The following is a 23,050-nucleotide window of genomic DNA, read 5'->3' as shown; positions in this document are numbered from 1 at the left end:
AAATTTACCCTGGTAACACTGTTCAGCCCTGCTCAGCCGGTGTAAGGTATTTTCCAGTGGCGCATTGAGCGCCGCCGCAATTCAAGACTGCAAACATCACTACAAATATAACCGAGGGTGTTTATGTTGAATCTCTCCCGCTTTCGTCCGCGGCCCCTGGCCCTGGCTGTGTCCCCCATCCTGTTGAGTGTCGGTCTGTCCGCACAGGCACAGCTGGAGGAAGTGATTGTCACGGCCCAGAAACGCGCCGAAACCACCCAGGAAACGCCGATTTCCATCACGGCGCTGACCGAGTCTGCGCTTGAGCAGCGCGGCATTACCAATACCGAAGACCTGATCGGTGAAGTACCCGGCCTCAACGGTTTCAGCGCGCCGGGCTCACGCGGTACCACCAGTATCAGTATGCGCGGCTTCGCTGCGGGTAATCCGGCCAACCTCTCGCTCGACCCCGCAGTGGCTATCTATTTCGATGGTGTCTATGTCGGCAAGATGATGGGCTCGTCCATGGACGTGGCCGAATTGGAACGCATTGAAGTTCTGCGCGGTCCGCAGGGCACTCTGTACGGACGTAACTCCACGGCCGGGGCGGTGAATTTCATCTCCAAGAAGCCCATGGGTGAGTTCGGTTTCCGGGTGAAGGGCACTGTCGGTGACTATGACGAGCGCGGACTCAAGTTCAATCTGGATCTTCCCGCGATAGGTCAGGTTGGCGAGGGTGCAGGCAAGCTCTCCGCCGCTCTGGGTTACCAGATGCGCGAGCGGGATCCCTTCTACGACAATACCAACCCCGACAAGGCCGGCTTCGACAGCATGGACCGGGAGGCCTGGCGAGCAGCGCTGATGTGGGAGGCGACCGACAGTTTTACCGCAGAATACACCTACGACTACAGTGAGCTGGACGAATCTTCGCAGCTCAGCAAGGTGGTGGGCTTTACCCCCCTCGATGTGAATGGCACCAGCCGGGTTGCCGCCATGCAAGGCATCCTCCAGGGCGCCCAGTTCTGGGCTACGTTGCCGGGTACCGACCCGCGTATTACGGAGCGCTGGATTCCCTCCCTGCAAGAGACCATTGCCGCGTACCAGGAGGCGGAGACCAGTGGCCGTACCCGTCCCAAATCCGCCACGGCGGACAATACCCCTACTGCGCAAAACGAGATCGAGGGCCATGCGCTCACGCTGACCTGGGAGGCTGGTGACTGGGGAGCCCTGGGTGACGTCACCTTCAAGTCGATTACCGGTTACCGGGAAATGGAAACCTTTGTTTTCGGTGACCTGGAAAACCTCGACAGCACATTGGACGAGAACGGTGTCGGTCTCTACTCAGACCTGGTGCACCTGACGCTGGGGCAGCTCTATGCGCCGGCATCTGGCTACTCGTATCCGCTGCTGGATAGCCTCTGGTCATTCATCGACGAGCGTGGCGCCTTCCACAGCAAGCAGGACACCCGCTCTGTCTACGAGCAGTTCTCCCAGGAAATCAACATGATGGGCAGCACTGACTCGTTGGAGTACGTGCTTGGCTTGTACTACTTCGACGATGAAGGAACCTATGACCGCGCCGCTGTATTTGCTGCGCCGCTGTCGGGTAACGAGACGCAGAAGTACACCACGACGACGGATGCCAAGGCGGCCTTTGGCCAGGTCACCTGGACACCGGAAGGCTTCGATCAGCGCCTGGCACTGACCGCGGGCCTGCGCTACACGGAAGAGACCAAGGACATTGATTACGATTACTCGGCATTCAATACCCCCTTCAACCCGGCTGGTGTGCCCCGGCGTCAGATCTACCGCGAGCAGGATTTCGACAACCTGAGTGGCACTCTGACGCTGGCCTATCAGCTCACCGATGACATGAATGGTTTCCTCCGCTATGCCACCGGTTATCGGAGCGGTGGTTTCAATGGCGAGGTGTTGGATAACCCCTACGATGAAGAAACCATTGAACAGTGGGAGATCGGGATCAAGAGTGACTGGTGGGATCGCCGGCTGCGCATTAACGGTTCCCTGTATACCTATACCTACGAGGACCTGCAAACCAGCCAGATCAAGACTGAAGGTGGCAGTACCACCAGTGTGATCGCCAACGCTGGTGAAGCCGAGCGCTGGGGGGGCGAGCTGGAAGTCCAGGTCATGCCCGTCGAGGACCTGATACTGGGCATGAGCTACGCCTATGTGACAGGTGACTTCGAGAAGTTCCCCGAACTGTGTGGCCCTAACGGAACCTGCCTGCGTACGGACAACCGTGCCAAGCGTGGCGCATCGCCAGGCAACCAGCTCAACCTGACCGCCGATTATGTTTTCGCTCGCACCAGCATTGGTGATGTTCGTGGCTACCTGGCGGTTAATTGGCAGGATGAGTGGATCGAGTCGGCCTTGTGGACCAACGCCAATGTCAACGGCGAACCCGTTATTTATGACCATTCAGTCATGGATGAGCGGACCCTGGTGAATGGTCGCCTGAGCCTGGAGAGCGTGAAGGTCGGTGACGGTATGCTCTCGGTTTCTCTCTGGGGCAAAAACCTGCTGGACGATGATTATCCCATCTACAGCATCAACTTCGGCGGTCTCGGCCTGATCACGGAGGACTACGGTCCTCCCCGTACCTACGGTGTTGATATCGCCTACGAGTACTGATCGCCAACGTTACCGTGGTAATGCGGTTACCAGACACCCGGCTTCGGCCGGGTGTCTGCGTTTTGGGTTTGTATCAATACGGCCTTCCTGGCCCTCCCGGCTTCCCGTGTTCGCATCATTTGTGCCTGCGAGCAGTGGTAACATCCTTGACATGTGTGTAATATTGCGCCGCCGTTAAAAAACTAACTCTAGACAAGTTTTATCGGTCAACGATTCCCAGAAGTCGTTCAGATTAAAGACAAGAGACGCAGGCGGTCCGGGCAAGTCCCGCACACCGTCGACGCATACGAGAGGGTAAAACCATGACGTTCCCGAAATCTGCGCCCCGTCCCCTGGCGGTGGCCCTGTCGCCCCTGATGGTGGCCGCGAGCCTGACTGGCCAGGCCCAGGTGGCCGGGCTGGAAGAAGTGATTGTGACCGCCCAGAAGCGGGTGGAAAGCTCACAGGACACGCCCCTGTCAATTACGGCACTGACCGCAAACTCCCTTGAGCAGCGCGGCATCACCAATACCGGTAACCTGATCGGTGAGTTGCCCGGTGTCAATGGCTTCAATGCGCCGGGTTCCCGCGGAGCGACCAGCCTGTCCATGCGCGGCTTCGGTGGGGGTAACCCGGCGAACTTGTCGCTGGATCCCGCGGTTGGTGTGTATCTGGATGGCGTCTATATCGGCAAGCTGGCTGGCTCCGGCATGGATGTGGCCGAGCTGGAGCGCGTAGAAGTGCTGCGCGGCCCTCAGGGCACCCTCTACGGGCGCAACTCCACTGCGGGTGCGGTGAACTTCATTTCCAAGAAGCCCATCGGTGAATTTGCCTTCCGGGTCAAAGGCACCATCGGCGACTATGATGAGCGTGGCCTCAAGGCCAACCTGGATCTGCCTGCCATCGGTGAAGTGGGCGAGGGCGCAGGCCGTCTGTCCGCAGCCTTTGGTTACCAGAACCGCGAGCGCGACCCGCTGTACGAGAGCCGCTCGGGCCTGGAAGGCTACGACAGCCTGGATCGCGAAGCCTATCGTCTGTCCCTGATGTGGGAGCTGAACGACAGCTTTACTGCCGACTACACCTACGACTACAGCGACCTGGATGAAGCCAGCCAGCTGAACCAGGTAACCGGTTTCAATCCCCTGGACGCCGGCGGCAACGTCAGCCGCGTGGCTGCCCTGCAGGGCCTGCTGCAACAGGCACAGGGCTGGGCTGCGATTCCCGGCACAGATCCCCGCATCGGTGAGCGCTGGATCCCCTCGTTACAGGAAACGATCGCCGACTACCAGGAACTGTCCGCCGCCGGTGAGGCCCGCCGCAAGAGTGGCGCCTCGGATTTCAATCCCCGTGCGGTCAATGAAGTGGATGGCCATGCACTGACCCTGAGCTGGGAGGCCGGTGAACTGGGCTTCCTGGGCGACGTCTCCTTCAAGTCAATCACCGCCTACCGCGAACTGGAAACCTTCGTCTTCGGCGACCTGGAAGACATCGACAGCAGCCTGAATGCCAATGGTGTGGGTGCCTACTCCGATCTGGTGCACCTGACCCTGGGGCAGCTGTATGCTCCCTCGTCCGGCTTTGCCTACCCCTTCGTCGACGGCCTCTGGAACGGCATCGACAGCCTTGGGGCCTTCCACAGCAAACAGGACACCACCAGCCAGTACGAGCAGTTCTCCCAGGAAGTCCACATGGTCGGCACTACCGATCGGCTGGAGTACGTGCTCGGGCTGTACTATTTCGAGGATGAGGCGGAATACGAGCGCAACGCCATCTTCGCCGCGCCCCTGAACGGTGCGGGTACCCAGGCCTACAACACCACGACAGATGCCATGGCCATCTTCGGTCAGACCACCTGGCGCCCGGCCGGTTTTGAAGAGCGTCTGGCCCTGACCGTGGGTCTGCGGTACACCGAGGAAACCAAGGATATCGATTACAACTACTCGGAGGTGGTCGGTCCCTTTGGTGTGACCCCGGCACGCTCCATCTACCGCGAGGAAAACTTCTATAACCTCAGCGGCAACTTCACCGTCGCCTACAACTTTACCGATGACCTCAATGGCTTCCTGCGCTATGCCACGGGCTACCGCAGTGGTGGCTTTAACGGCGAGATCTTCGACAACGCCTTTGACGAAGAAACCATCGAGCAGTGGGAAATTGGTATCAAGAGTGACTGGTGGGACCGCCGCCTGCGGGTAAACGGCTCGCTGTATACCTACACCTATGAAGACCTGCAGACCAGCCAGATCAAGACCGATGGTGGCGCGGCAACCAGCCAGATCACCAATGCCGGTGAAGCCGAGCGCTGGGGCGGCGAACTGGAGGTCCAGGTGGCGCCCATCGAGGATCTGGTGGTTGGGGTGACCTACTCCTACGTCACCGGCGACTTCGAGAAATTCCCGGAGCTGTGCGGGACCGGTGAATCCCCGGTTTGTGTCGATACCACCGACGCCGCCAAGCGCAGTGCCCCCGGCAACCAGTTCAGTGTCTCCGCAGACTATGTTCTTGCGCGCACGGAACTCGGCAATGTTCGTGGCTATGTACAGGCCAACTGGCAGGACGAGTGGAACGAGTCTGCACTTTGGACGGCAGTGGTCAATGGCCAACCCGTCATCTATGACCACATTGGCATGGATGAGCGGACCATTGTCAACGCGCGACTGAGTCTGGAAGACGTAAAAGCCGGCCCGGGCAACCTGACCTTCACGCTGTGGGGCAAGAACCTGACCGACGACGATCACCCGACCTTCGGGATCAATCTCGGTGGCCTCGGTCCGATCACCCAGGTTTATGGTGAGCCGCGTACCTACGGTCTGGATGTGACCTACGAGTACTGATTTCTCCGGTTATTGTTTGATTTGGGGCGTCCCGTTCGCGGGGCGCCCCTTTTTTTGCTCACCTGCATGCACTATGGCGTGCCGACAGGTGCCGGCGCTCCAGCATTAGCCGACGAAAGCCTTGCTGGGAGCGGCGACGCCTTCGGACTCGGTGCCCTTCAGGTAGGCCAGCATGGTGTCCGCATCGGAGACTTCGAAGGGGTCGGTGGGGCAGACATCCCCGAAGTCGGGCTCGACGAACAGCTTCTCGATCTTGCCGTCGTTGACCAGCATGGAATAGCGCCAGGAGCGCATGCCGAAGCCGAGGTTGGTCTTGTCGACGAGCATGCCCATCTTGCGGGAAAATTCGCCGTTGCCGTCGGGCAGCATCTTCACGTTCTTGGCGCCGATATGTTTGCTCCACTGGAACATGACAAAGGCGTCGTTGACCGAGAGGCAGTAGATGTCGTCGACACCCTGGGCCTGGAAATCCTCGTAGAGCGCCTCGTAGCGGGGCAGGTGGTTAGAGGAACAGGTCGGAGTAAAAGCGCCAGGCAGGGCAAACACGATGACTTTCTTGCCCTTGAAGATGTCGTCACTGGTGGTGTCCTGCCAGCGATAGGGGTTGTCCCCGCCCAGAGATTCGTCGCGAACCCGGGTTTTGAAAACTACGTCTGGTACTCGTCCTTCTGCAAGCATGATGAATCCTCTTTTCTCTGCTGAAATGAGCCCGCCCGCCAGGGCAGGCGATGCCGATAATGACAGTGTACGAAAAAGCGCGGTGGGGTGCTGCCAGTTCGGCTACCCCACTGTAGAGAGTGGGGGTCGCCGACGCCGATTGCAAGGCATCAGCGGTCAGGTCTGCAAGTAGCGCTCCACCGGAACGGTATCGACCTGCCCGGGCGTGAGGAAGCGCCGGGCGTAATCGAGATAGACTCCTTCACGCAGGAACAGTTCGAAACCATCGCGGTCCAGGTGACCCTCCTCGACCATGTTGTAAAGAATCGCAACCGCTTCGCTCAGCGTGAGCGACGGTTTGTAGGGACGATCGGCGGCGGTAAGTGCCTCGAACACATCCGCGATGGCCAACAGGCGCTCGGGAATACTCAGCGCTTCGGCGGACAGGGCACGCGGGTAGCCATCGCCCCGAAGCGTTTCGTGATGGGTCGTGGCGTAGCGCGGCACGCGTGCCAGCTCTTCAGGGAAGGGCAGGCTCTCGAGCATTTTGACCGTGCTGATCATGTGCGCCTGTATGCGAAAGCGGTCCTCGTCAGTCAGGGTGCCGCGGGACACGAACAGGTTGTGCAGCTCGCCGAGGTCCTGCTGCCATTCGGGGACTGTCATACGGATACCGTAACCGGCAGGCAGTTGGCCGTCACGTGGGTGCGCGATCTTGTGTTCCGGCCGGTCTGCCAGCAGCGATTCCGTGGCGGGCAGGTCTTCCGGCGTCTCCGGCAGTCGTTGTGTTTCCAGCGGAGAGAGACCCACGCGCTTGCTGAAATGCCTGACCCAGGTGCGGCTGGCAATTCGCCGCAGGCGGTCGCGGGCGGCGTCGCTGAGGGTTTCCCCACCGATATTGCACTCTGCGACGAAGTGGAACTCCTGCAGCAGTTCTGCCTGCTGCCGGTCGCGCTCCTCTTCCAGCAGCTGTGCCTGTTCCGGCTCACGGGCGACCCCGCGCAGGTAGTTGATCTCTGCGTCCCGCCAAAGCACCTCGAAGCGCATGCGGACTTCGTGCAAGCGGTTGTAGATGGCTTCGAGTTTGCTGCCCTTGTCGACGATATGCTCGGGGGTGGTGATCTTGCCGCAGTCGTGCAGCCAGGCGGCAATGCGGAACTCGCGCCACTCGTCCTCACTGCGCAGCTGGAACTGGTCGAAAGGTGGCTGCATGCTGGCCGATGCCCGCTCGGCCAGCATGATGGCGAGCTCGGGGACACGCTCGCAGTGACCCGCGGTGTAGGGGGACTTATCATCGATGGCCTCGGCGATGAGCTGAATCACCGCGTCGAGGAAGCGGTGTTGAGAGGCCTCATACTCTTTCACCGCCTCGGTCATGGTGATCATGGAAACTGACAGGTCGTCGATCTCGCGGATCCTGGAAGGCAGGTGTTTGACTTCGCCATAGCGCCGCTGCCGAACCTTGTCGTTCTCCTCGGCCAATTGTCGAATCGGGCCGACAATTGGCGTGGCGAACAACCAGGACAGTGGCAACAGTAGAAGAAGGAGCCCGGCGGTGATCGCCACCGACATCAGCACCCGGTGCATCAGCGGTGCCGTGATCGTGTCGTCCGGCACCAGCACGCCGAAGCGCAGGCCGCCCGCAGGTACCGCAAAGGCCTGCCAGTCACCACCGCGGTAGCGGATGGATTGCAGCGTGCCCGCACGCGCCGGATCGTCGGGCAGTGTCAGCAGGCTGGGGTGGGGGACGACACCGGCCTGCCGGCTTTCGCCGGGGAGGCTGTCATGCAGCCACTTGGCTTCCAGTGCTTGCACCTGCGCCGGCCCGATCGCTGCAATGGCCCGGTTGATGAGTTCGAGCAGCGACTCATCGTCGGGCTGCACCAGGAAATGCAGCTGGTGGGGCATCTCCGCGCGACCCAGGTTGACGGGCTGGTGCCATTGCAGCTCGCCGAGAAAATGATGACGCTGGATATATCGCATCACCGGGGCGTTATCCAGGGCGGCAAAGGCGTCGCCCGCGAGGACTTTACGCAGGGCACCCAGCGTACTGTCCGCTTCGACGATATGCAGGCCGGGATACTGCTCCCGAACCATGTCCAGAATCGACCAGCCCCGTGGGATGGCCAGTGAGCGGTCACCCAGCTGGTCCAGGCCTGAGAGCACGGCCTCGCCCGGCAGCGTCGCGAGGGCATGGGGGAGTTCCGCGTAAGGGGCGCTGACCAGTGCCCACTGGCGGGTTTCAGTGCTGTCCATGCCGGCATGCAGCAAGTCCAGATCACCGCTGCGAAATTGCGTCACCAGCTCCGGCCAGGTCAGGCCGTTGGTGAAATGCAACGACAGGCCGGTCATTTCCGCAATCAACTTGACCACGTCCACGGAATAGCCCTGGGGCTGGCCCTGGAGAGAGTAGTCATAGGGCGGCCAGTCCATTTCATTGGATACCAGCAATGTCCCTCGGGCGCCTACCCACGATTGTTCATCGTCACTCAGGGCGAAATCCGGGACGGGTATTTGCACCTCCGGGATGGACGGGGGCTCATCGCTGGCTATCAGCATGCCATCGGGGCGGTACAGGTAGAGTTCGGCCTGGGGGGCGATACTCTGGGATGCCAGCCAGCGGTTGTAGGCCTGGAGTGTCATGTCCATGGCGACGACGACCGCCGTATCCGCAATCCGGGTGGCGAGTGTTCGCCCCGGAACACCGGCTTGGGCAAAGAGGTAGGGGTCAGAGAGGTGTGCGGATTGGCTCGCCAGTGCCTCCCGGTACCAGTCTCGCTGGCGCACGTCATAGCCGGTTGGCTCGGAACGCGAGCGTAGCGGCCGAAGTTCGCGGTCGAGAAACTGGAGTGTGCGGTGCCGGCCATTGGCGTCGGCTTCGACCGTGACCAACAGCCAGCGCTCGCCCGGTCGTGCATCCTGGCGCTGGCGCATCTCCGGGGACGCCAGGCTCGCCAGCTGGAACAGGCTGCCATCCGGGGCGCCCAGATACATCGCGTAGAGTAGCGGGTCGGCCTCGAGGACTTCGGCGAAAAGCTGAAGTTGTTCCGGACGTCCCGCTGCCTCCTGTAGCACGGGGTTCCGGGCGATCAGGCGCAGCAGTCGTCGGTTGCTGGTTTCCCGCTGCTCTATGTCCTCGACCAGGCCGTCCGCGGCAGCGTTGAACAGTGCGCTGGTGGCGGTGTGTGCCAGATCGCGGCTGAAGTAATACTGCAGGCCGATGGCGACGCATGCCGTGAGGCCTGTTGCCAGGAGGAAAAAACTCAGCACGGTGACGCGTATGGTCAGGCGCAGTCTGCCAAGGCTGAAATCCATAATCCTGACCGTGTTCTCCGGAACAACCTCCCTACCTTAGATCAGACAGAGGCATGACTGCTACCACGCAGTTGCAGGAAACCGGTGCCGCATCACGTTTTTCGCCACTTCTTCGGCTCCGTTGGCGACCGGTCTCAGAGTACCGGGGATAACAGCCTGGCAATCCCCATTCCGAGGGGAAACCAGAGTGGCTTGCTCGCCAGCTCTTCCCGGGTGACCTCGCGACACTGTTCGAAGTCCAGGGTCAGCATACCGGCGACTTCGCTGGCAAAATGCTCGCCATCCACCAGCACGGTGATCTCGAAATTCAGCCGGAAGGAGCGATTGTCGAAGTTGGCTGTGCCCACTCCCGCCAAGTGGTCGTCCATGAGCACCACTTTCTGGTGCAGGAAGCCGCCCTGGTAGCGATAGACTTTTACCCCGGCGGGAAGCAGCTCGCGGGTAAAGGACCAGTTCGCCATCCCGACTACGGGGCCATCCGGACGATCCGGGATCATGACCCGCACATCCACGCCGCGCAGGGCCGCCAGCTGCAGGGCCGCTATGATACCGCGGTCTGGCACGAAGTAGGGGCTGGCGATCCACAGTCGGTGGCGGGCGGAGACAATCAGCTGGAGAAACATCAGGCCGGCTTCCTCCAGGTGATTCGAGGGGTCGGAGGGGAACACCAGCACGTTGTCGCGCCCGGCCACACTGGCGGGAGGGTGGCGCACCGCCAGGTCGAGGGGGCTGCGGGTGGCCCAGCGCCAGTCAGTGGCGAAGGCCATCAGCGTTCCCAGAACCGCCGGCCCCTGCAGCTTGAGATGGGTGTCGCGCCAGTGGCCAATACGCGGATGCGTACCGAGGTATTCCTCGCCGATATTGTGGCCACCGATCCAGGCACTGTGGCCGTCCACCACCAGGATCTTGCGGTGGTTGCGGAAGTTGAGCTGGAAGCGGTTGCGGCGCCCCTGTGTGGTATTGAAGGCGGCGACTTGTACCCCCACCCTTCGCAGCTGCCGGCACAGGCGCGTGCGGTGAAAGTTGCGGCTGCCAATCTCGTCGTAGAGGACGTGAACGCGGACCCCTGCGCGGGCGCGATCGGCGAGCAGCCGACCCAGGCGCTGCCCCAGGCTGTCGTCGCGGATGATATAGGATTCCAGCAGGATATAGTCCTGGGCGGCGGCGACGCCCTGTAGCATGCTGTCAAAGGTGGCCCGGCCATCCACCAGCAACTGCACCCGGTTGCCCCCGGCAGGCGGTATGCCCGCCAGGCGGTGCAGCACCCCGAAGATCGGCTCTGCGGGTGTGCTGGGCATCAGGTAACGCTCTACCTCGGAGCGGGTGTCCCGGAGCAGGGCACGGGACTCCGCCTCGACGGCCTTGCGCTGCTCGAGATAGCCGTCGAAGCGATTGCGGCCAAAAATGAGGTAGGCGGGCACCGCCAGATAGGGGATGGCGAGCAGGGAAATGGTCCAGGCGATTGCCCCCTGTGCCGTGCGGACATTCAGTGTGGCCTCGATCGCCGACGCCAGGGCCAGGGCATAGAAAAGGGCGGCAGCGACTGCGAGCAACTCCGTGGCATACTGAAGCTCGCCCACCGGCTTTTAGCCCTCGGTCCTTTCCGGCAGGGCGCGCTCCGGCGGCTTGACTTCGCTATCGGGGGACGGTACGAACTGAATAACGGCGATGATCGTCAGGAACAGCGCCACGGCGATTATCCATAAAACGCGCTTCGCCACAGGGTGCCTCGCTTCGCAGTTTGCGGCCAGCATAGCACCGCGGGCACCACATCGCACGAACAGGAAGGCGGTTTGCCAATGGACAGGATCATTGCCTATACCCTCGGTGGTGGTTTGCCGCGAGCGCTTTTTCTGCTGGGGGTGTTTGCCGGTTTTCTGTCCCTGCTCTATACCCCGCGAGAGGAAGAGCCGCAGATTGTGGTGCCGGTGGTGGATGTCAGCGTCCAGGCACCCGGACTGGATGCCGCTCAGGTGGAGCGCCAGGTGGCAATTCCCCTGGAAAAGCTGCTGGCGCAGATTCCCGGCGTGGAGCATGTCTACTCCACCGCGAGCAGTGGCCAGGCCTCGGTAACCCTGTCTTTCTTCGTTGGTGAGGATCGCGAGCAGTCTCTGCTTAATGCCTACAACAAGCTCTATTCCAACCAGCACCGGATTCCGGCGGTGGTCAGCCGGTGGCAGCTGCGGCCGGTGGAAGTGGACGACGTGCCCATTGTGGTGCTGGGGCTCTGGTCCGACGCGCCCGGGCGCTATAGCGACTTCGAGCTGCGACGTTTTGCCGACGAGATCTCCACCCGGTTACAGGGGCTCCCCGATACCGGCGAAGTAACCGTGGTGGGCGGGCGGCCGCGGCAGGTGCGCATCCTGCCGGATCCGGAAAGCCTGTCTGCACGGCGCACCACCACCAGCGACATCGTCACGGCGCTGCAGCTGTCCAATCAGCTGCAGCGGGTCGGGCGCTGGTCCTTCAACAATGAATCGATTCTGCTGGAGAGCGGCGATGCCCTGCGCGACCCTCAAAGTCTGCCGCGGCTGGTGATCAACGTCATCGACGGCACACCGGTTTACCTGCGGGATGTGGCGCGAATCGAGGACGGCCCCGCCGAGGCGGAGTCCTACACCTGGATCCAGTTCAATCAGCCGGAGCCGGCTGCCTCGCCGACACCCGGGGAGCGCTACCCGATGGTGGCCCTGGCGGTGGCCAAGCAGCCTGGCAGCAACGCGGTTGCCGTGGCGGAGCATGTGCATGCCGAAATGGCTCGGCTGGCGGCGGAGCTGCTGCCTTCGGATATGCACATTGAGGTGCTGCGAGACTACGGCCAGACCGCGGACGAGAAGGTCAACAACCTGACCAGCAGCCTGGGTTTTGCGGTGCTGACGGTCGTGGTCTTCATCAGTGTATTCCTGGGCTGGCGCGCGGGCCTGGTGGTGGGCCTGGCGGTGCCGGTCTGCTACGGCATTACTCTGGCCCTGGACATGGCCTTTGGCTACACCATCAACCGGGTGACGCTGTTTGCCCTGATCCTCGCCCTCGGCTTGCTGGTGGATGACCCGATTACCGGCGTCGACAATATCGTCCGCAAGCTGTCCGAGGGCGTCGGGTCGCGCAGTGAGCGGATTATCGCCGCGATGGCGGAAATTCGCATACCGCTGCTGATGTCGACCTTGACCATCGTGGTGGCTTTCCTGCCCCTGGCCTTCATCACCGGGATGATGGGGCCCTACATGGCGCCGATGGCCTTCAATGTGCCCGTCGCGGTGATCAGCAGCACCCTGGTGGCCTTCCTGCTGACTCCCTGGTTGGCGAGCCGCATGCTGCCCTCGGCCGGCAGCGAGGCCCTGCAGGACATGCTGCCGCCGGAGGGTGCACGGGACTCCCTCTACGCCCGCTGGCTGCGTCCGCTGCTGGCGAGCCGGCGCCGGGCAAAGCTGGTGGTCTGGCTCGCGGTGCTGCTGTTCCTGCTGACGGCCGCGCTGCCGGTATTCCGGCTGGTGCCCCTGAAGTTGTTGCCCTATGACAACAAGAACGAGGTGCAGGTGCTGGTGGATATGCCGGAGTCTGCCTCCCTGGAGGCGACCGCCGCGGTGTCCCAGCGGGTGGCCCAGGCCCTGCTGCGAGTGCCCGAAGTACAGGCGGTGGCAGCGTTCGTCGGTGAGCCCTCGCCGATTGACTTCAACGGCATGGTGCGTCGCCACTACCAGCGCCAGGCACCTTACTTGGCCGATCTGCGCCTGACCCTGGTGGACAAGCTGCAGCGGGAGCACCAGTCCCACGCGGTGGTGCTGCGCCTGCGAGAACTGCTGGCGCCACTGGAGCAGGACGGTGTCCGGCTCAAGGTAGTGGAGGTGCCACCCGGTCCGCCGGTCATGAGCACCCTGGTGGCTGAGGTCTACGGGGATACGCTCACGCCCTACCGCGACCAGCAGGCAAGCGCACAATTGTTGGCACAGCGTCTTGAACGGGAGCCGCATGTGGTGGAGGTGGACACCAGTGTCGAGGATCCCCAGCGGCGCTGGCGCTTTGTGACCGACAAGACCAAGGCGGCACTGTCCGGAGTTGCTGCCGCAGATATCAATCAATTGCTGGCCATGGCCAATGCCGGTCAGGTGGCCGGTTACTTGCAGGTACCCAGTGAGGCGCAGCCCCTGCCGCTGGTGCTGCGTCTGCCCCAGGCACAGCGGGTTTCCCTGCACGATCTGCAACGTCTGCAGCTCAAGGGGCGTCCCGGGATTACGCAGTCCTTGAGCCCGGAGGGGCTGGACGCCGCGCCGCAGCCCCTGGTGGCGCTGGGCGAACTCGGGCATTTCGAAGAGCTGACAGCCGAGCGCAGTATCCATCGCAAGGATCTGCAGCCGGTGGTCTATGTGACCGCCGAACTGTCCGGACGCCCCCCCGCGGAAGTGATTGCCGACCTGGTTGCCGATCGCGGCCAGCCCCCGGGGGAAGGCAATGACTGGACGTCCAGGACCTATTTGAATGCCGGGGGTGGGGACGGTTGGTCACCCTTGTCCGGCACCGAGGTCCGCTGGACTGGTGAGGGGGAATGGCGGATTACCGTGGATGTCTTCCGCGACATGGGCCTGGCCTTTGCCTTTGCCCTGGTGGCGATTTTCTTCCTGCTGCGTGTTCAGACGGGCTCGCTGGCGCTGTCGCTGATCATCATGGCGGCCATTCCTCTCACGGTGATCGGCATCATGCCGGGCTTCTGGGCCATGAATGCTGTCGGCGAGCGGATGGTCGCCGGCGCGCCGGATCCGGTGTTGTTCACCGCTACGGCGATGATCGGCATGATAGCCCTGGCTGGCATCGTGGTGCGCAATTCCCTGATCCTGATCGAGTTTGTCACCCAGGCCCGCGACGCCGGCATGTCCATCGTGGATGCCCTGCTGGAGGCGGGCACGGTGCGCATGCGGCCGGTACTACTGACGGCGGGAACTACCTTGCTTGGCAACCTGGTGATTACCCTGGACCCGGTCTTCAGTGGCCTGGCCCTGGCAATTATCTTCGGAATTCTCGCGTCCACCCTGCTTACCCTGGTGGTGATCCCGGTGGTTTATTTGCTGGTCTTCGACAAGCCCGCGGCGGAGGGGGCGGCCCATGAATAATTTGCGTACCTGGGGGCTGGCGGGGCTCGCTGTCCTCGGCCTGGTGCTGGTGGTGGCCTGGATGGCGGGCGTGTTCGAGGATCAGATTGCACCCGGGCTGGAACCTCGGCCGCTCAGTGACAGTGATGTGGTCTGGACCGTGGCGCTGCAATCGCTGCCGGTCTTCGAGCCAGTCACGGGGTCGGTGGAGGCCAAGCAGGCCACGCTGGTCTCTTCCCGCACCCTGGCGCGGATCGAACGGATCCATGTGCGCGCCGGTGACCGAATTACCGAAGGTGATCTGCTGATCGAACTCGAGCAGTCAGACCTGCAGGCGCGGGTGGCCCAGGCGAGGGAGCAGGTGAATGCCATTTCGGCGCGCCTGGCGGAAGCCGAACGCAATCTGCGCCGGGCAATCGAGCTGCAGCAACGGGGCCTGCTGGCGACCGCGGACCGGGAAGCGGCCCAGGCCAACCGCGACACCCTGCAGGCGGAGCTGGACAGCGCCCAGCAGGCACGCAAGGAGGCCGAGGCGGCCCTGTCCTGGGCGAGCATTCGCTCGCCGATCGACGGCCGTGTGGTCGATCGCTTCGCGGAGCCCGGGGACATGGCCTCGCCGGGCATGCGACTGCTGTCACTCTACAACCCCATGAGCCTGCGCGCCGAGGCACAGGTTCGCGAGCATCTGGCATTGTCCCTGGCGGTGGGGCAAAAGCTGCAGGTGGATCTGCCGGCGCTATCCTTGCAGGTCGAAGGCAGTATCGAGGAGATTGTACCCGCGGCGCAGCCCGGTTCGCGCAGCTTCCAGATCAAGGTGCGCCTGCCCTACGACGAGCGCCTGTTGCCGGGCATGTACGCCCGGGTACCGATTCCCGCGGGTGAGGAGCGTCATCTGCGGGTGCCGGAGCATCTGGTGGCCCAGGTGGGTCAGCTGTACATGGCCCGGGTGCTGGGGCCGGAAGGCCCCGAGCGGCGCTTCCTGCGCCTGGGCAAGCGCGATGATGACGGGCTGGTAGAAGTGCTTGCTGGCCTGGAGGAGGGGGACCGTATCCTGCCTTTGAGGGCGGGTTGCCCCGCTCTCTCGGAGTGCTGAGGCGCGCTCGGCGACTCGCCCCCGGAGACCGGGGGCTGCCGGCTATTACAGCTGGCGCAGGTTGTCCGGGCCCCAGTAGGCTTTCATGGCGGTGATTTTACCTTCGTCATTGAATTCGAAGACGTCGATGACTTCGATTTCCATGCCCGGCAGGCTGACCTTGAAGGGAAAGGCCATGGCGTTACCGGCACAGCGGGCGGGGCCGGTCAGGGTCAGCTTCGCCCCTGCGCCCAGGGAGTTTTCATAGAAGGTGCAGATCGCGTCGAGGCCGCGATGTACCTCGGTGCCGACGGGATCTTCCACCGTGGCATCCTCGGCGTACATGCCGCGAATGATGCTGATGTCGCTTTTTTCGAAGGCTTCCACGTAGCGCTCGGCCATGGCGACCTTGTCCTTGTTATCCATTTGGTGTTTTCCTGTGCTGGGTTGAGGGCTCCGCGGCTGCCCGCCGGCAGCCGCGGGTCGCGACCTAGTAGCCGCAGATGCTGGCGTAGCGATCGCGGTGGAAACCGGTATCGCCAAACACCTGCATGGTGACACGGGCGCGCTTGAGGAAAAAGCCGATTTCCAGTTCGTCGGTGACCCCGATGCCGCCGTGCATCTGTACCGCCTCGTTGGTGGCCAGCTTGATCAGCTCATTCAGCTGCGCCTTGGCCAGGCTGGCCAGCAGGGGCAGCTGCTGTGGCTGCTCATCCACCGTCGACAGGGCCTGCATCACCACGGAGCGGGCCAGCTCCAGCTCGGTCTGGATGATCGCCGCGCGGTGTTGCAGGGCCTGGAAGCTGCCGATGGGCACGCCAAACTGGACCCGCTCCTTGAGGTAGTCCACGGTGCGCCGGAACACCTCTTCGGCGCTGCCCAGCATTTCGGCAGCTAGCGCCACTCGGCCGCGATCCAGGGTCGCCTCCAGCGCGTCCGCAGCCTCCCCCAGGGCCCCCAGCGCGTTGCTGGCGGGGACACTGACCCCATCAAAGCTGACATTGGCCGCGTTGCGGCTGTCGGCCATGACGGTGCGCTGGACGCTGACACCCGCGGCATCCCGCGGTACCCGCACCAGGCTGATGCCGTCGCGACTGTCCGCTTCACCGGCAGTGCGGCAGACCACCAGCAGCTCGTCGGCGCTGTGTCCGTCGAGGACAAAGGTCTTGCAGCCGTTGATGACCAGCTGCTCGCCCTGCTGCTCAACCCGGGTGGCGATCTGCCAGGGATTGTGGTGGTGGGACTCCTCCAGAGCCAGTGCCAGGGTCAGCTCACCCGCGGCAATGCGCGGCAGCAGATCTTCCTTCTGGGCTTCGCTGCCAGCCAGCAGGACAGCCGAGGCACCCACTGCCGCCGTGGCGAACAGGGGCGAAGCGACCAGGTTGCGCCCGGTCTCCTGCATGACTACGCCGAGCCCGGTGAAACCGAACTCCAGGCCGCCGTAGGCTTCCGGCAGGATGATGCTGGCCCAGCCCAGTTCGACCATGTTCCGCCACAGGTCCTGGCTGTAGCCAAGGCTGTCGCGGGTGTCGCGCAGCTTGCGCAGGGCTTCCACGGGCGCCTCCTTGTTCAGGAATTCGCGGGCGCTGTCCTGCAGGAATCGCTGTTCTTCATTGAATACCAATGCCATATGCTGCTCCTCAGGCTCCCTTCGCGGATTGATTGGCCTGCGGCAACTGCAGGACGTTCTTGGCGATGACGTTGAGCTGGATTTCGCTGGTACCGCCGGCGATGGTCATGGTCTTGGACATCGCCCACATGCGCAGGGTATCCAGCTCCTCCTCGGTAAAGCCTTCGCCTTCCCAGCCGAGACCGCGGCTGCCGAGAATGGCCAGCAGCAATTCGAACTTCTCTTTCTCCGCCTCGGTACCCAGGTACTTCATGGTCAGGGGCGCGGCACTTTGCTGGCCGGCATTGCGTTCCTCGAAGGTACGGAAGTGGGTCAGGCCGATCGCGTGCATGCGCATCTCGTAGCGCACCAAATCATTGCGCAGCTGGCCGTCGGCAATCTTGCCGTCGCGGAAGGCGAGGTATTCCCGCGCCGCGGGTACCGGCGACAGCACCTTGCGCGGGCTTTCGCTGCCGATCTCCGCCATCAGCTTGCGCTCATGCACCAGCAGTGCCTTGGCCACGGACCAGCCACCGTTCAGCGGGCCGACCAGGTTTTCCTTGGGCACCTTCACGTTGTCGAAGAAGGTCTGGCAGAATTCGGACTCCCCGCTGATCAACTCGATCGGTGTGACGCTGACCCCGGGGTCATTCATGTCGATCAGCAGGAAACTGATGCCCTCCTGCTTTTTGACATCGGGGTTGGTGCGCACCAGGCAGAAGATCCAGTCGGACTTGTCGGCGTTGGTGGTCCAGATCTTGCTGCCGTTGACCAGGAAATGGTCGCCCTTGTCTTCGGCGCGGGTCTGCAGGCTGGCCAGGTCGGAGCCGGAGCCTGGCTCGGAATAGCCCTGGCACCAGCGCACTTCGCCATTGACGATGGCGCGCAGATGGCGCTGTTTCTGCTCCTCGGTACCGTACTCGAGTAGCGCCGGACCCAGCATCCAGATGCCCAGGCTGAACAGCGGCGTGCGTGCGTTGATGCGCTTCATTTCTTCCTTGAGGACCTTGCCCTGCTGGGGCGTGAGGCCACCGCCGCCGTAGGCCTCGGGCCACTCGGGCGCGGTCCAGCCGCGGTCGCGCATGCGCTCGAACCAGAGGCGTGAATCCTCGCTGGGGAATTCGCCTTTGCGGCCGCCCCAGTACTGGTCGGCGGGGGTCGTTGGCAGGCGTTGGGATTGCGGGCAATTGGCTTCCAGCCACTCCCGGGTCTCGGCGCGAAAACGTTCCAGGTCGTCCACGGTGTACTCCTGTTCAGGGGGAACCGCCGGCGCGGAGCCGCGCGGGCGCGTCTGTCAAACCGGTTAGACTAGCGCCTGCCGGCAGAACTGCAATAACTTCATCTGTCACGCCGGCTGACATTTGCGATCGCGCCCGCTGGTTCAGGAGCGCAGACTGCGAGCGTTGACCGGCTGCCGGTGCGCCGGCATGCTCCTGCGCTCCATTCCCATAACGGATAACAGTCATGCGTCGTTTTGAAAATCGGGTCGTCCTGGTGACAGGGGCCGGCAGCGGCATTGGCCGCGCCAGCGCCCAGCGTATTGCCACTGAAGGTGGGCGGGTCTTCTGTCTGGATATTGCGCCGGAGGGGCTCGAGGGCACGGTCGCGGCGATCCGCGACGCGGGGGGCGAGGCGGCTTCGCGTGTCTGCGACGTCGCCGATGAAGCTCAGGTCAATGCCGCCGTGGCGGCCTGCGTGGAACACTTCGGCAGCCTCTATGCCCTGGTCAACATGGCGGGCCTGCTGCGCTTCGATGACACGCGGGAGCTGCGCACCGCGGACTGGCAGCGCGTCATGGACATCAACCTGTCCGGCACCATGTACCTGTGCCGGGCGGCCATCCCGCACCTGCTGGAAACCCGCGGTAGCATTGTCAACGCCGCCAGCACCGCGGCGCTGTCGGGCCTGCCCTGGGGTGTCGCCTACTCGGCCAGCAAGGGTGGCGTGCTGGCGATGACCCGCAGCATCGCCGTGGAGTATGCCAAGCGCGGTGTGCGTGCCAACTGTGTCTGCCCTGGCGATATCAAGACCGGCATGACGGTGGATATCGACTGGCCGGAAACCATGGATTTCGAGCTGATCGGCCGGATCTCTTCCCTGTCGGGCCCCAAGGGGCCAGAGGTCATGGCCGGTGTGATTGCCATGCTGGCCTCGGAGGATGCCGTGCACATCACCGGCGAGGACATTCGGGTCGACGGTGGCACTTTGTCCTGAGGGTCACCGTGTGTCGGGCCCGCGGTGCACCGCGTGGCCCGGTGCGCTGACGGTTACTGGGATTCCGCCAGTTCGACCATCAAGGTTTCCGCACGCTCGCCCCGTTTGATGCGGATTTCGACCTGGTCCCCGGGCTGGTGGGCCTCGATGACACTCAGGAAGTCATCGTTGCTGCGCACCGGCTTGTCGTTGACGGCGAGAATGATATCCCCGAGTAGCAGGTCGCCGCGGGCATTGCGAAAGACGCCGCGCAGGCCGGCTTCCGCGGCGGGCAGGCCGGGAAAGACCCGGACTACCGGCAGGCCCTCGATGCGGTAGCGGCGGATCCAGCGATCGCTGGCCAGCTCCACGCCGATGATCGGCCGCAGCACGCGGCCGTAGCTGATCAACTGGGGCACCACTTCGCGAACGGTATTTACCGGGATGGCGAAGCCGATCCCGGCGCTGGCGCCACTGGGGCTGTAGATGGCGGTATTGACCCCGACCAGCTGGCCCAGGGAGTTGAGCAGCGGGCCCCCGGAGTTGCCCGGGTTGATGGCGGCGTCGGTCTGAATCACGCCGCGTATGGTGCGGTTGCCGGGGGCGCGGATCTCGCGTCCCAGGGCGCTGACCACACCGGTGGTGAGCGTGGTGTCCAGGCCAAAGGGGTTGCCGATGGCAAGCACCTTGCGGCCCACGTTCAGTTCCGAGGAGTCGCCGAGGGGCAAGGCCACCAGGTTCTCCGGCGGGTTGTCGATGCGCAGGACCGCAAGGTCCTTTTCCGGTGCCACTCCGATAACCTCGGCCTTGTATTCGCTGCGATCCTGCAGAGTGACGGTGAGCCGGTGTGCGCCGGCAATCACGTGATAATTGGTGACAATCAGCCCGCTGGGATCCCAGATAAAGCCGCTGCCGGAGCCGCGGGGGATCTCGTGTACGTTGAGTGAAAACATGTCCCGACGCAGGGCGGTATTGGTGACGAAGACCACCGCCGGGCTGGCCTTGCTGAAGATCTCGGTAGAGTTGGCTTCATCCTCGGTGGCAAAGCTCAGGTAGTCCGGTGCCGAATCGGCGCGACTGTGCGCTGCCAGGGCCAGTGCCGCCAGGCCCAGGAGCAACAGAAAACCGGTCTTGATCGTTGGCCAGCGTGCCGGAAAAGCTGTCAAGGCGCGTGCTCCTCGTTGGTGAAATGAGTCAGGAAGGCGCGTATGCGCGCGGCGTTGGCGCCCATGTCGCCGACGCCGACCCGCGACACCGAGCGCAGGTCGATGTCGCTGCCACCCACGCGGGGGCTGACACGGATCACGATGTCATCCCGAAAGCCCATGATGGCGGTCGTAGCCACTGCCTCGAGCCGCCCGTTGGGTGCATCCCGATAGACCAGCTCCCAGCCCAGTTGTTCCGCGATATCCGCGGCGCGCTCCAGTGCCTGCTGTGGCGGCAGGGTGCTGTGCAGCGTTTCCAGGTCGGGGTAGGCCTGGGCCTGTCGTTCCAGGCTCTCCGGCTTGATTGCCAGGGTATTGGCCTCGCTGCCGCGCAGCTCGGGCGCATGCACGAAGACCGGCGGGTCCTCCAGATCCGTGGTGATGTCGTGAATCGGGGGGTAGTCGCCGCGGGTCGCCAGCACCGAGAGCAACAGCAGTGTGCCCGGCAGCACCAGCAGGGCCCGCGTGAGTACAGCACCGGTGCTGGCGCGAAACCGCGGCCAGGCCAACAGCACAAGGGCGACCAGTAACACCAGGGCGGAGAGCAGGCAGGTTAGCGCATACAGCGCCAACCCGGCCTGCCAGGCGCCGGCACGGACGACCAACACGGAAATCGGCAACAGGGCCAGCAGCACGGCGCCGGCATAGCCGAGGGTTCGAATACTTGCGGGAAGAGAGCGGGATGACATGGCTGTTTCCTTGGCGGCTCTTTTACTGCAGCTTACTACGTTTTTCCGGGGGATTGGTTCAACAGCTCAGGCAGGCGGTACGGGGCTGGCCCCGGAGATTGAGCCCGTACCAGGCATCTGATTAACTGCCCTCTGCCCGTCCGCGGGCCACCCTTGCAGATCGGAGAAAAAGCTCATGGAAAAAGTGCTCTACGCCCTGTGGATCGACGATGCGGATGACGGCGACAGTCTGCGGGGTGCGCTGCTGTCGGACTTCGTGCCGGCCGCACTGGCTTTGCCCCAGGTGCATGGCTTGCGAGTGGCCGTGGCGGACAGCGCCGTGCGTCCGGCCGCGGACAAATGTATGTCCACCAGCGGGCCGCTGCCCTCGGCACTGCTCTCCGTGTGGCTGGATGATGGCTGGTTCCGGGATGCCCTTGAGGCTCTCCTGCCGCGCCAGGTAAGCCAGCTGCGCGCCTGGCTGGTCAGCGAGGCGGAGCCTATTGTCAACACGACACAGCCTCCCGCGGATGACGGCCGGGTTCCGGGCTTTTGCCAGATTGCCATGCTGCAGCGGCCGCCGCGCCTCGATCGCGATACCTGGCTGGGAATCTGGAAGGGCAGTCACGGGCAGGTGGCTATCGACACCCAGTCCACTTTCGGTTACCGGCAGAACCTGATTGTGCATGACCTGGGAGGTGCCGAGGGAGTGGAGTTGCACGCCATCGTCGAGGAGAACTTCCCGGCGGAAGCGATGACCTCAAACCACGCCTTTTTCGCCGCCAGTGACGACGCCACCCTGGAGGCCAACTACCAGGCCATGATGGACAGCTGTCACCGTTTCATCGACTACGACCGCATCGACGTCGCGGTGATGAGCGAGTACAGCTTTCTGCCGCAGCGCGCTCACTGAGCGCGCTGCAGGGCGCGAATGCGGTCCTCCAGCGGCGGGTGGGAGCGAAACAGTGCCGCGAAACCTTCTTTCAACTGTTCGGTAATGCCGAAGGCCGTCAGTTCCCCGGGCAGCTCCTGGGGCAGGCCCTGTTCCGCCCGCAGGCGTTGCAGGGCGGCGATCATGGCGCCACTGCCGGCCAGGCCGGCTCCCGCGGCGTCGGCCCGATATTCCCGCCAGCGCGAGAACCAGAACACGATCATGCTGGCCAAAATGCCGAGCACCAGTTCGGCGACAATGGTCACCACGAAGTAGCCAATGCCGTAGCCCCGCTCGGTCTTGAACACCAGGCGGTCCACGGTGTGCCCGATAATGCGGGCGAGGAACATGACAAAGGTGTTGACCACCCCCTGGATCAGGGTCAGGGTCACCATGTCGCCATTGGCCACGTGGCCAATCTCGTGGGCCATGACCGCGCGGACCTCCTCGGGGCGGAAGCGCTGCAGCATGCCGCTGGAGACCGCGACCAGGGCGGCGTTGCGATTCCACCCGGTGGCGAAGGCGTTGGAGGCCTCCGAGGGGAAAATGCCCACCTCGGGCATGCCGATACCGGCTTCCGTCGCCAGCTCGCGCACCGTGTCCAGCAGCCACTGCTCCTGCCGGTTGCGCGGCTGTTCAATGATGTAGGTGCCGGTGCCGCGTTTGGCCATCCATTTGGAGAGGAACAGCGAGATCATGGCGCCGCCCATGCCGAAGACGCCACAGAAAATCAGCAGTGACCCCAGGTTCAGGTCGACGCCGTTGGCGGCGAGGATGCCCCCCAGGCCGAACAGGTTGAAAATCAGGCTGACCAGTACCAGCACGGCGAGGTTGGTCGCCAGGAAGAGCAGGATTCTCATGGCAGGGGT

Annotated in this window: 15 protein-coding genes; 6 read left to right on the top strand and 9 right to left on the bottom strand. The window is 63.4% G+C overall.

The window, feature by feature from the left end:
• Window positions 1-123 precede the first annotated feature (123 nt).
• Both ACYVGS_RS15965 and ACYVGS_RS15960 read left to right on the top strand, forming a co-directional pair.
• Window positions 124-2,634 carry a TonB-dependent receptor gene (locus ACYVGS_RS15965; protein WP_460589679.1) on the top strand — a complete coding sequence of 837 codons (2,511 nt, stop codon included), beginning with the start codon at window positions 124-126 and terminating at the stop codon, window positions 2,632-2,634.
• A 302-nt stretch (window positions 2,635-2,936) separates the two neighbouring features.
• Window positions 2,937-5,447, top strand: a complete 2,511-nt coding sequence (locus ACYVGS_RS15960) for a TonB-dependent receptor (RefSeq protein WP_460589678.1) — start codon at window positions 2,937-2,939, stop codon at window positions 5,445-5,447.
• Window positions 5,448-5,552: 105 nt separating this feature from the next.
• On the opposite strand, the gene ACYVGS_RS15955 is transcribed toward ACYVGS_RS15960, so the two are convergent.
• The 3 genes from ACYVGS_RS15955 to cls all read right to left on the bottom strand — a co-directional run bounded on the left by ACYVGS_RS15955 (window position 5,553) and on the right by cls (window position 10,999).
• Window positions 5,553-6,125 carry a peroxiredoxin gene (locus tag ACYVGS_RS15955; protein WP_460589677.1) on the bottom strand — a complete coding sequence of 191 codons (573 nt, stop codon included), beginning with the start codon at window positions 6,123-6,125 and terminating at the stop codon, window positions 5,553-5,555.
• A 156-nt stretch (window positions 6,126-6,281) separates the two neighbouring features.
• Entirely contained in the window at window positions 6,282-9,419 is a 3,138-nt protein-coding gene (locus ACYVGS_RS15950; protein ID WP_460589676.1) for an HD domain-containing phosphohydrolase, read from the bottom strand.
• A 134-nt stretch (window positions 9,420-9,553) separates the two neighbouring features.
• Window positions 9,554-10,999, bottom strand: coding sequence for a cardiolipin synthase (cls, locus tag ACYVGS_RS15945; protein ID WP_460589675.1), 1,446 nt, complete (start codon window positions 10,997-10,999; stop codon window positions 9,554-9,556).
• A 219-nt stretch (window positions 11,000-11,218) separates the two neighbouring features.
• On the opposite strand from cls, the gene ACYVGS_RS15940 reads away from it, so the two are divergent.
• Together ACYVGS_RS15940 and ACYVGS_RS15935 are read left to right on the top strand one after the other, a co-directional pair.
• On the top strand, window positions 11,219-14,524 hold the full coding sequence (locus ACYVGS_RS15940; RefSeq protein ID WP_460589674.1) for an efflux RND transporter permease subunit: 3,306 nt from the start codon (window positions 11,219-11,221) through the stop codon (window positions 14,522-14,524).
• Complete coding sequence (locus ACYVGS_RS15935; RefSeq protein WP_460589673.1) at window positions 14,517-15,596, top strand: efflux RND transporter periplasmic adaptor subunit; 1,080 nt, start codon at window positions 14,517-14,519, stop codon at window positions 15,594-15,596. Before ACYVGS_RS15940 ends, ACYVGS_RS15935 begins: the two co-directional genes overlap by 8 nt.
• A gap of 45 nt (window positions 15,597-15,641) precedes the next feature.
• Here ACYVGS_RS15935 and ACYVGS_RS15930 read toward each other — a convergent pair whose 3' ends face one another.
• From ACYVGS_RS15930 to ACYVGS_RS15920, 3 genes are all read right to left on the bottom strand, one after another.
• Window positions 15,642-16,001: a nuclear transport factor 2 family protein gene (locus ACYVGS_RS15930; RefSeq protein ID WP_460589672.1), complete on the bottom strand. Its 360-nt coding sequence runs from the start codon at window positions 15,999-16,001 to the stop codon at window positions 15,642-15,644.
• A gap of 64 nt (window positions 16,002-16,065) precedes the next feature.
• Window positions 16,066-17,205, bottom strand: a complete 1,140-nt coding sequence (locus ACYVGS_RS15925; protein WP_460589671.1) for an acyl-CoA dehydrogenase family protein — start codon at window positions 17,203-17,205, stop codon at window positions 16,066-16,068.
• Between the two features lie 10 nt (window positions 17,206-17,215).
• Window positions 17,216-18,424, bottom strand: a complete 1,209-nt coding sequence (locus tag ACYVGS_RS15920) for an acyl-CoA dehydrogenase family protein (RefSeq protein ID WP_460589670.1) — start codon at window positions 18,422-18,424, stop codon at window positions 17,216-17,218.
• Between the two features lie 224 nt (window positions 18,425-18,648).
• Here ACYVGS_RS15920 and ACYVGS_RS15915 point away from each other — a divergent pair, with 224 nt between their 5' ends.
• Window positions 18,649-19,398, top strand: a complete 750-nt coding sequence (locus ACYVGS_RS15915; RefSeq protein WP_460589669.1) for an SDR family NAD(P)-dependent oxidoreductase — start codon at window positions 18,649-18,651, stop codon at window positions 19,396-19,398.
• Window positions 19,399-19,451: 53 nt separating this feature from the next.
• Here ACYVGS_RS15915 and ACYVGS_RS15910 read toward each other — a convergent pair whose 3' ends face one another.
• Both ACYVGS_RS15910 and ACYVGS_RS15905 read right to left on the bottom strand, forming a co-directional pair.
• Window positions 19,452-20,543 (bottom strand): S1C family serine protease, encoded by a 1,092-nt coding sequence (locus tag ACYVGS_RS15910; protein WP_460589668.1) that lies wholly within the window; start codon window positions 20,541-20,543, stop codon window positions 19,452-19,454.
• Complete coding sequence (locus ACYVGS_RS15905; RefSeq protein WP_460589667.1) at window positions 20,540-21,271, bottom strand: DUF1499 domain-containing protein; 732 nt, start codon at window positions 21,269-21,271, stop codon at window positions 20,540-20,542. The genes ACYVGS_RS15910 and ACYVGS_RS15905 overlap by 4 nt, the downstream gene beginning before the upstream one ends.
• 175 nt (window positions 21,272-21,446) lie before the next feature.
• Here ACYVGS_RS15905 and ACYVGS_RS15900 point away from each other — a divergent pair, with 175 nt between their 5' ends.
• The gene (locus ACYVGS_RS15900; RefSeq protein WP_460589666.1) at window positions 21,447-22,163 is read left to right on the top strand and encodes a hypothetical protein; all 717 of its coding nucleotides are present in this window, start codon (window positions 21,447-21,449) and stop codon (window positions 22,161-22,163) included.
• On the opposite strand, the gene htpX is transcribed toward ACYVGS_RS15900, so the two are convergent.
• The gene (gene htpX / locus ACYVGS_RS15895; protein WP_460589665.1) at window positions 22,157-23,041 is read right to left on the bottom strand and encodes a heat shock protein HtpX; all 885 of its coding nucleotides are present in this window, start codon (window positions 23,039-23,041) and stop codon (window positions 22,157-22,159) included. The genes ACYVGS_RS15900 and htpX overlap by 7 nt on opposite strands.
• Window positions 23,042-23,050 lie beyond the last annotated feature (9 nt).

Source organism: Haliea atlantica (assembly GCF_054779855.1).
The sequence above is the reverse complement of the archived record's forward strand: the minus strand, read 5'-3'. Positions and strand labels throughout refer to the sequence as shown.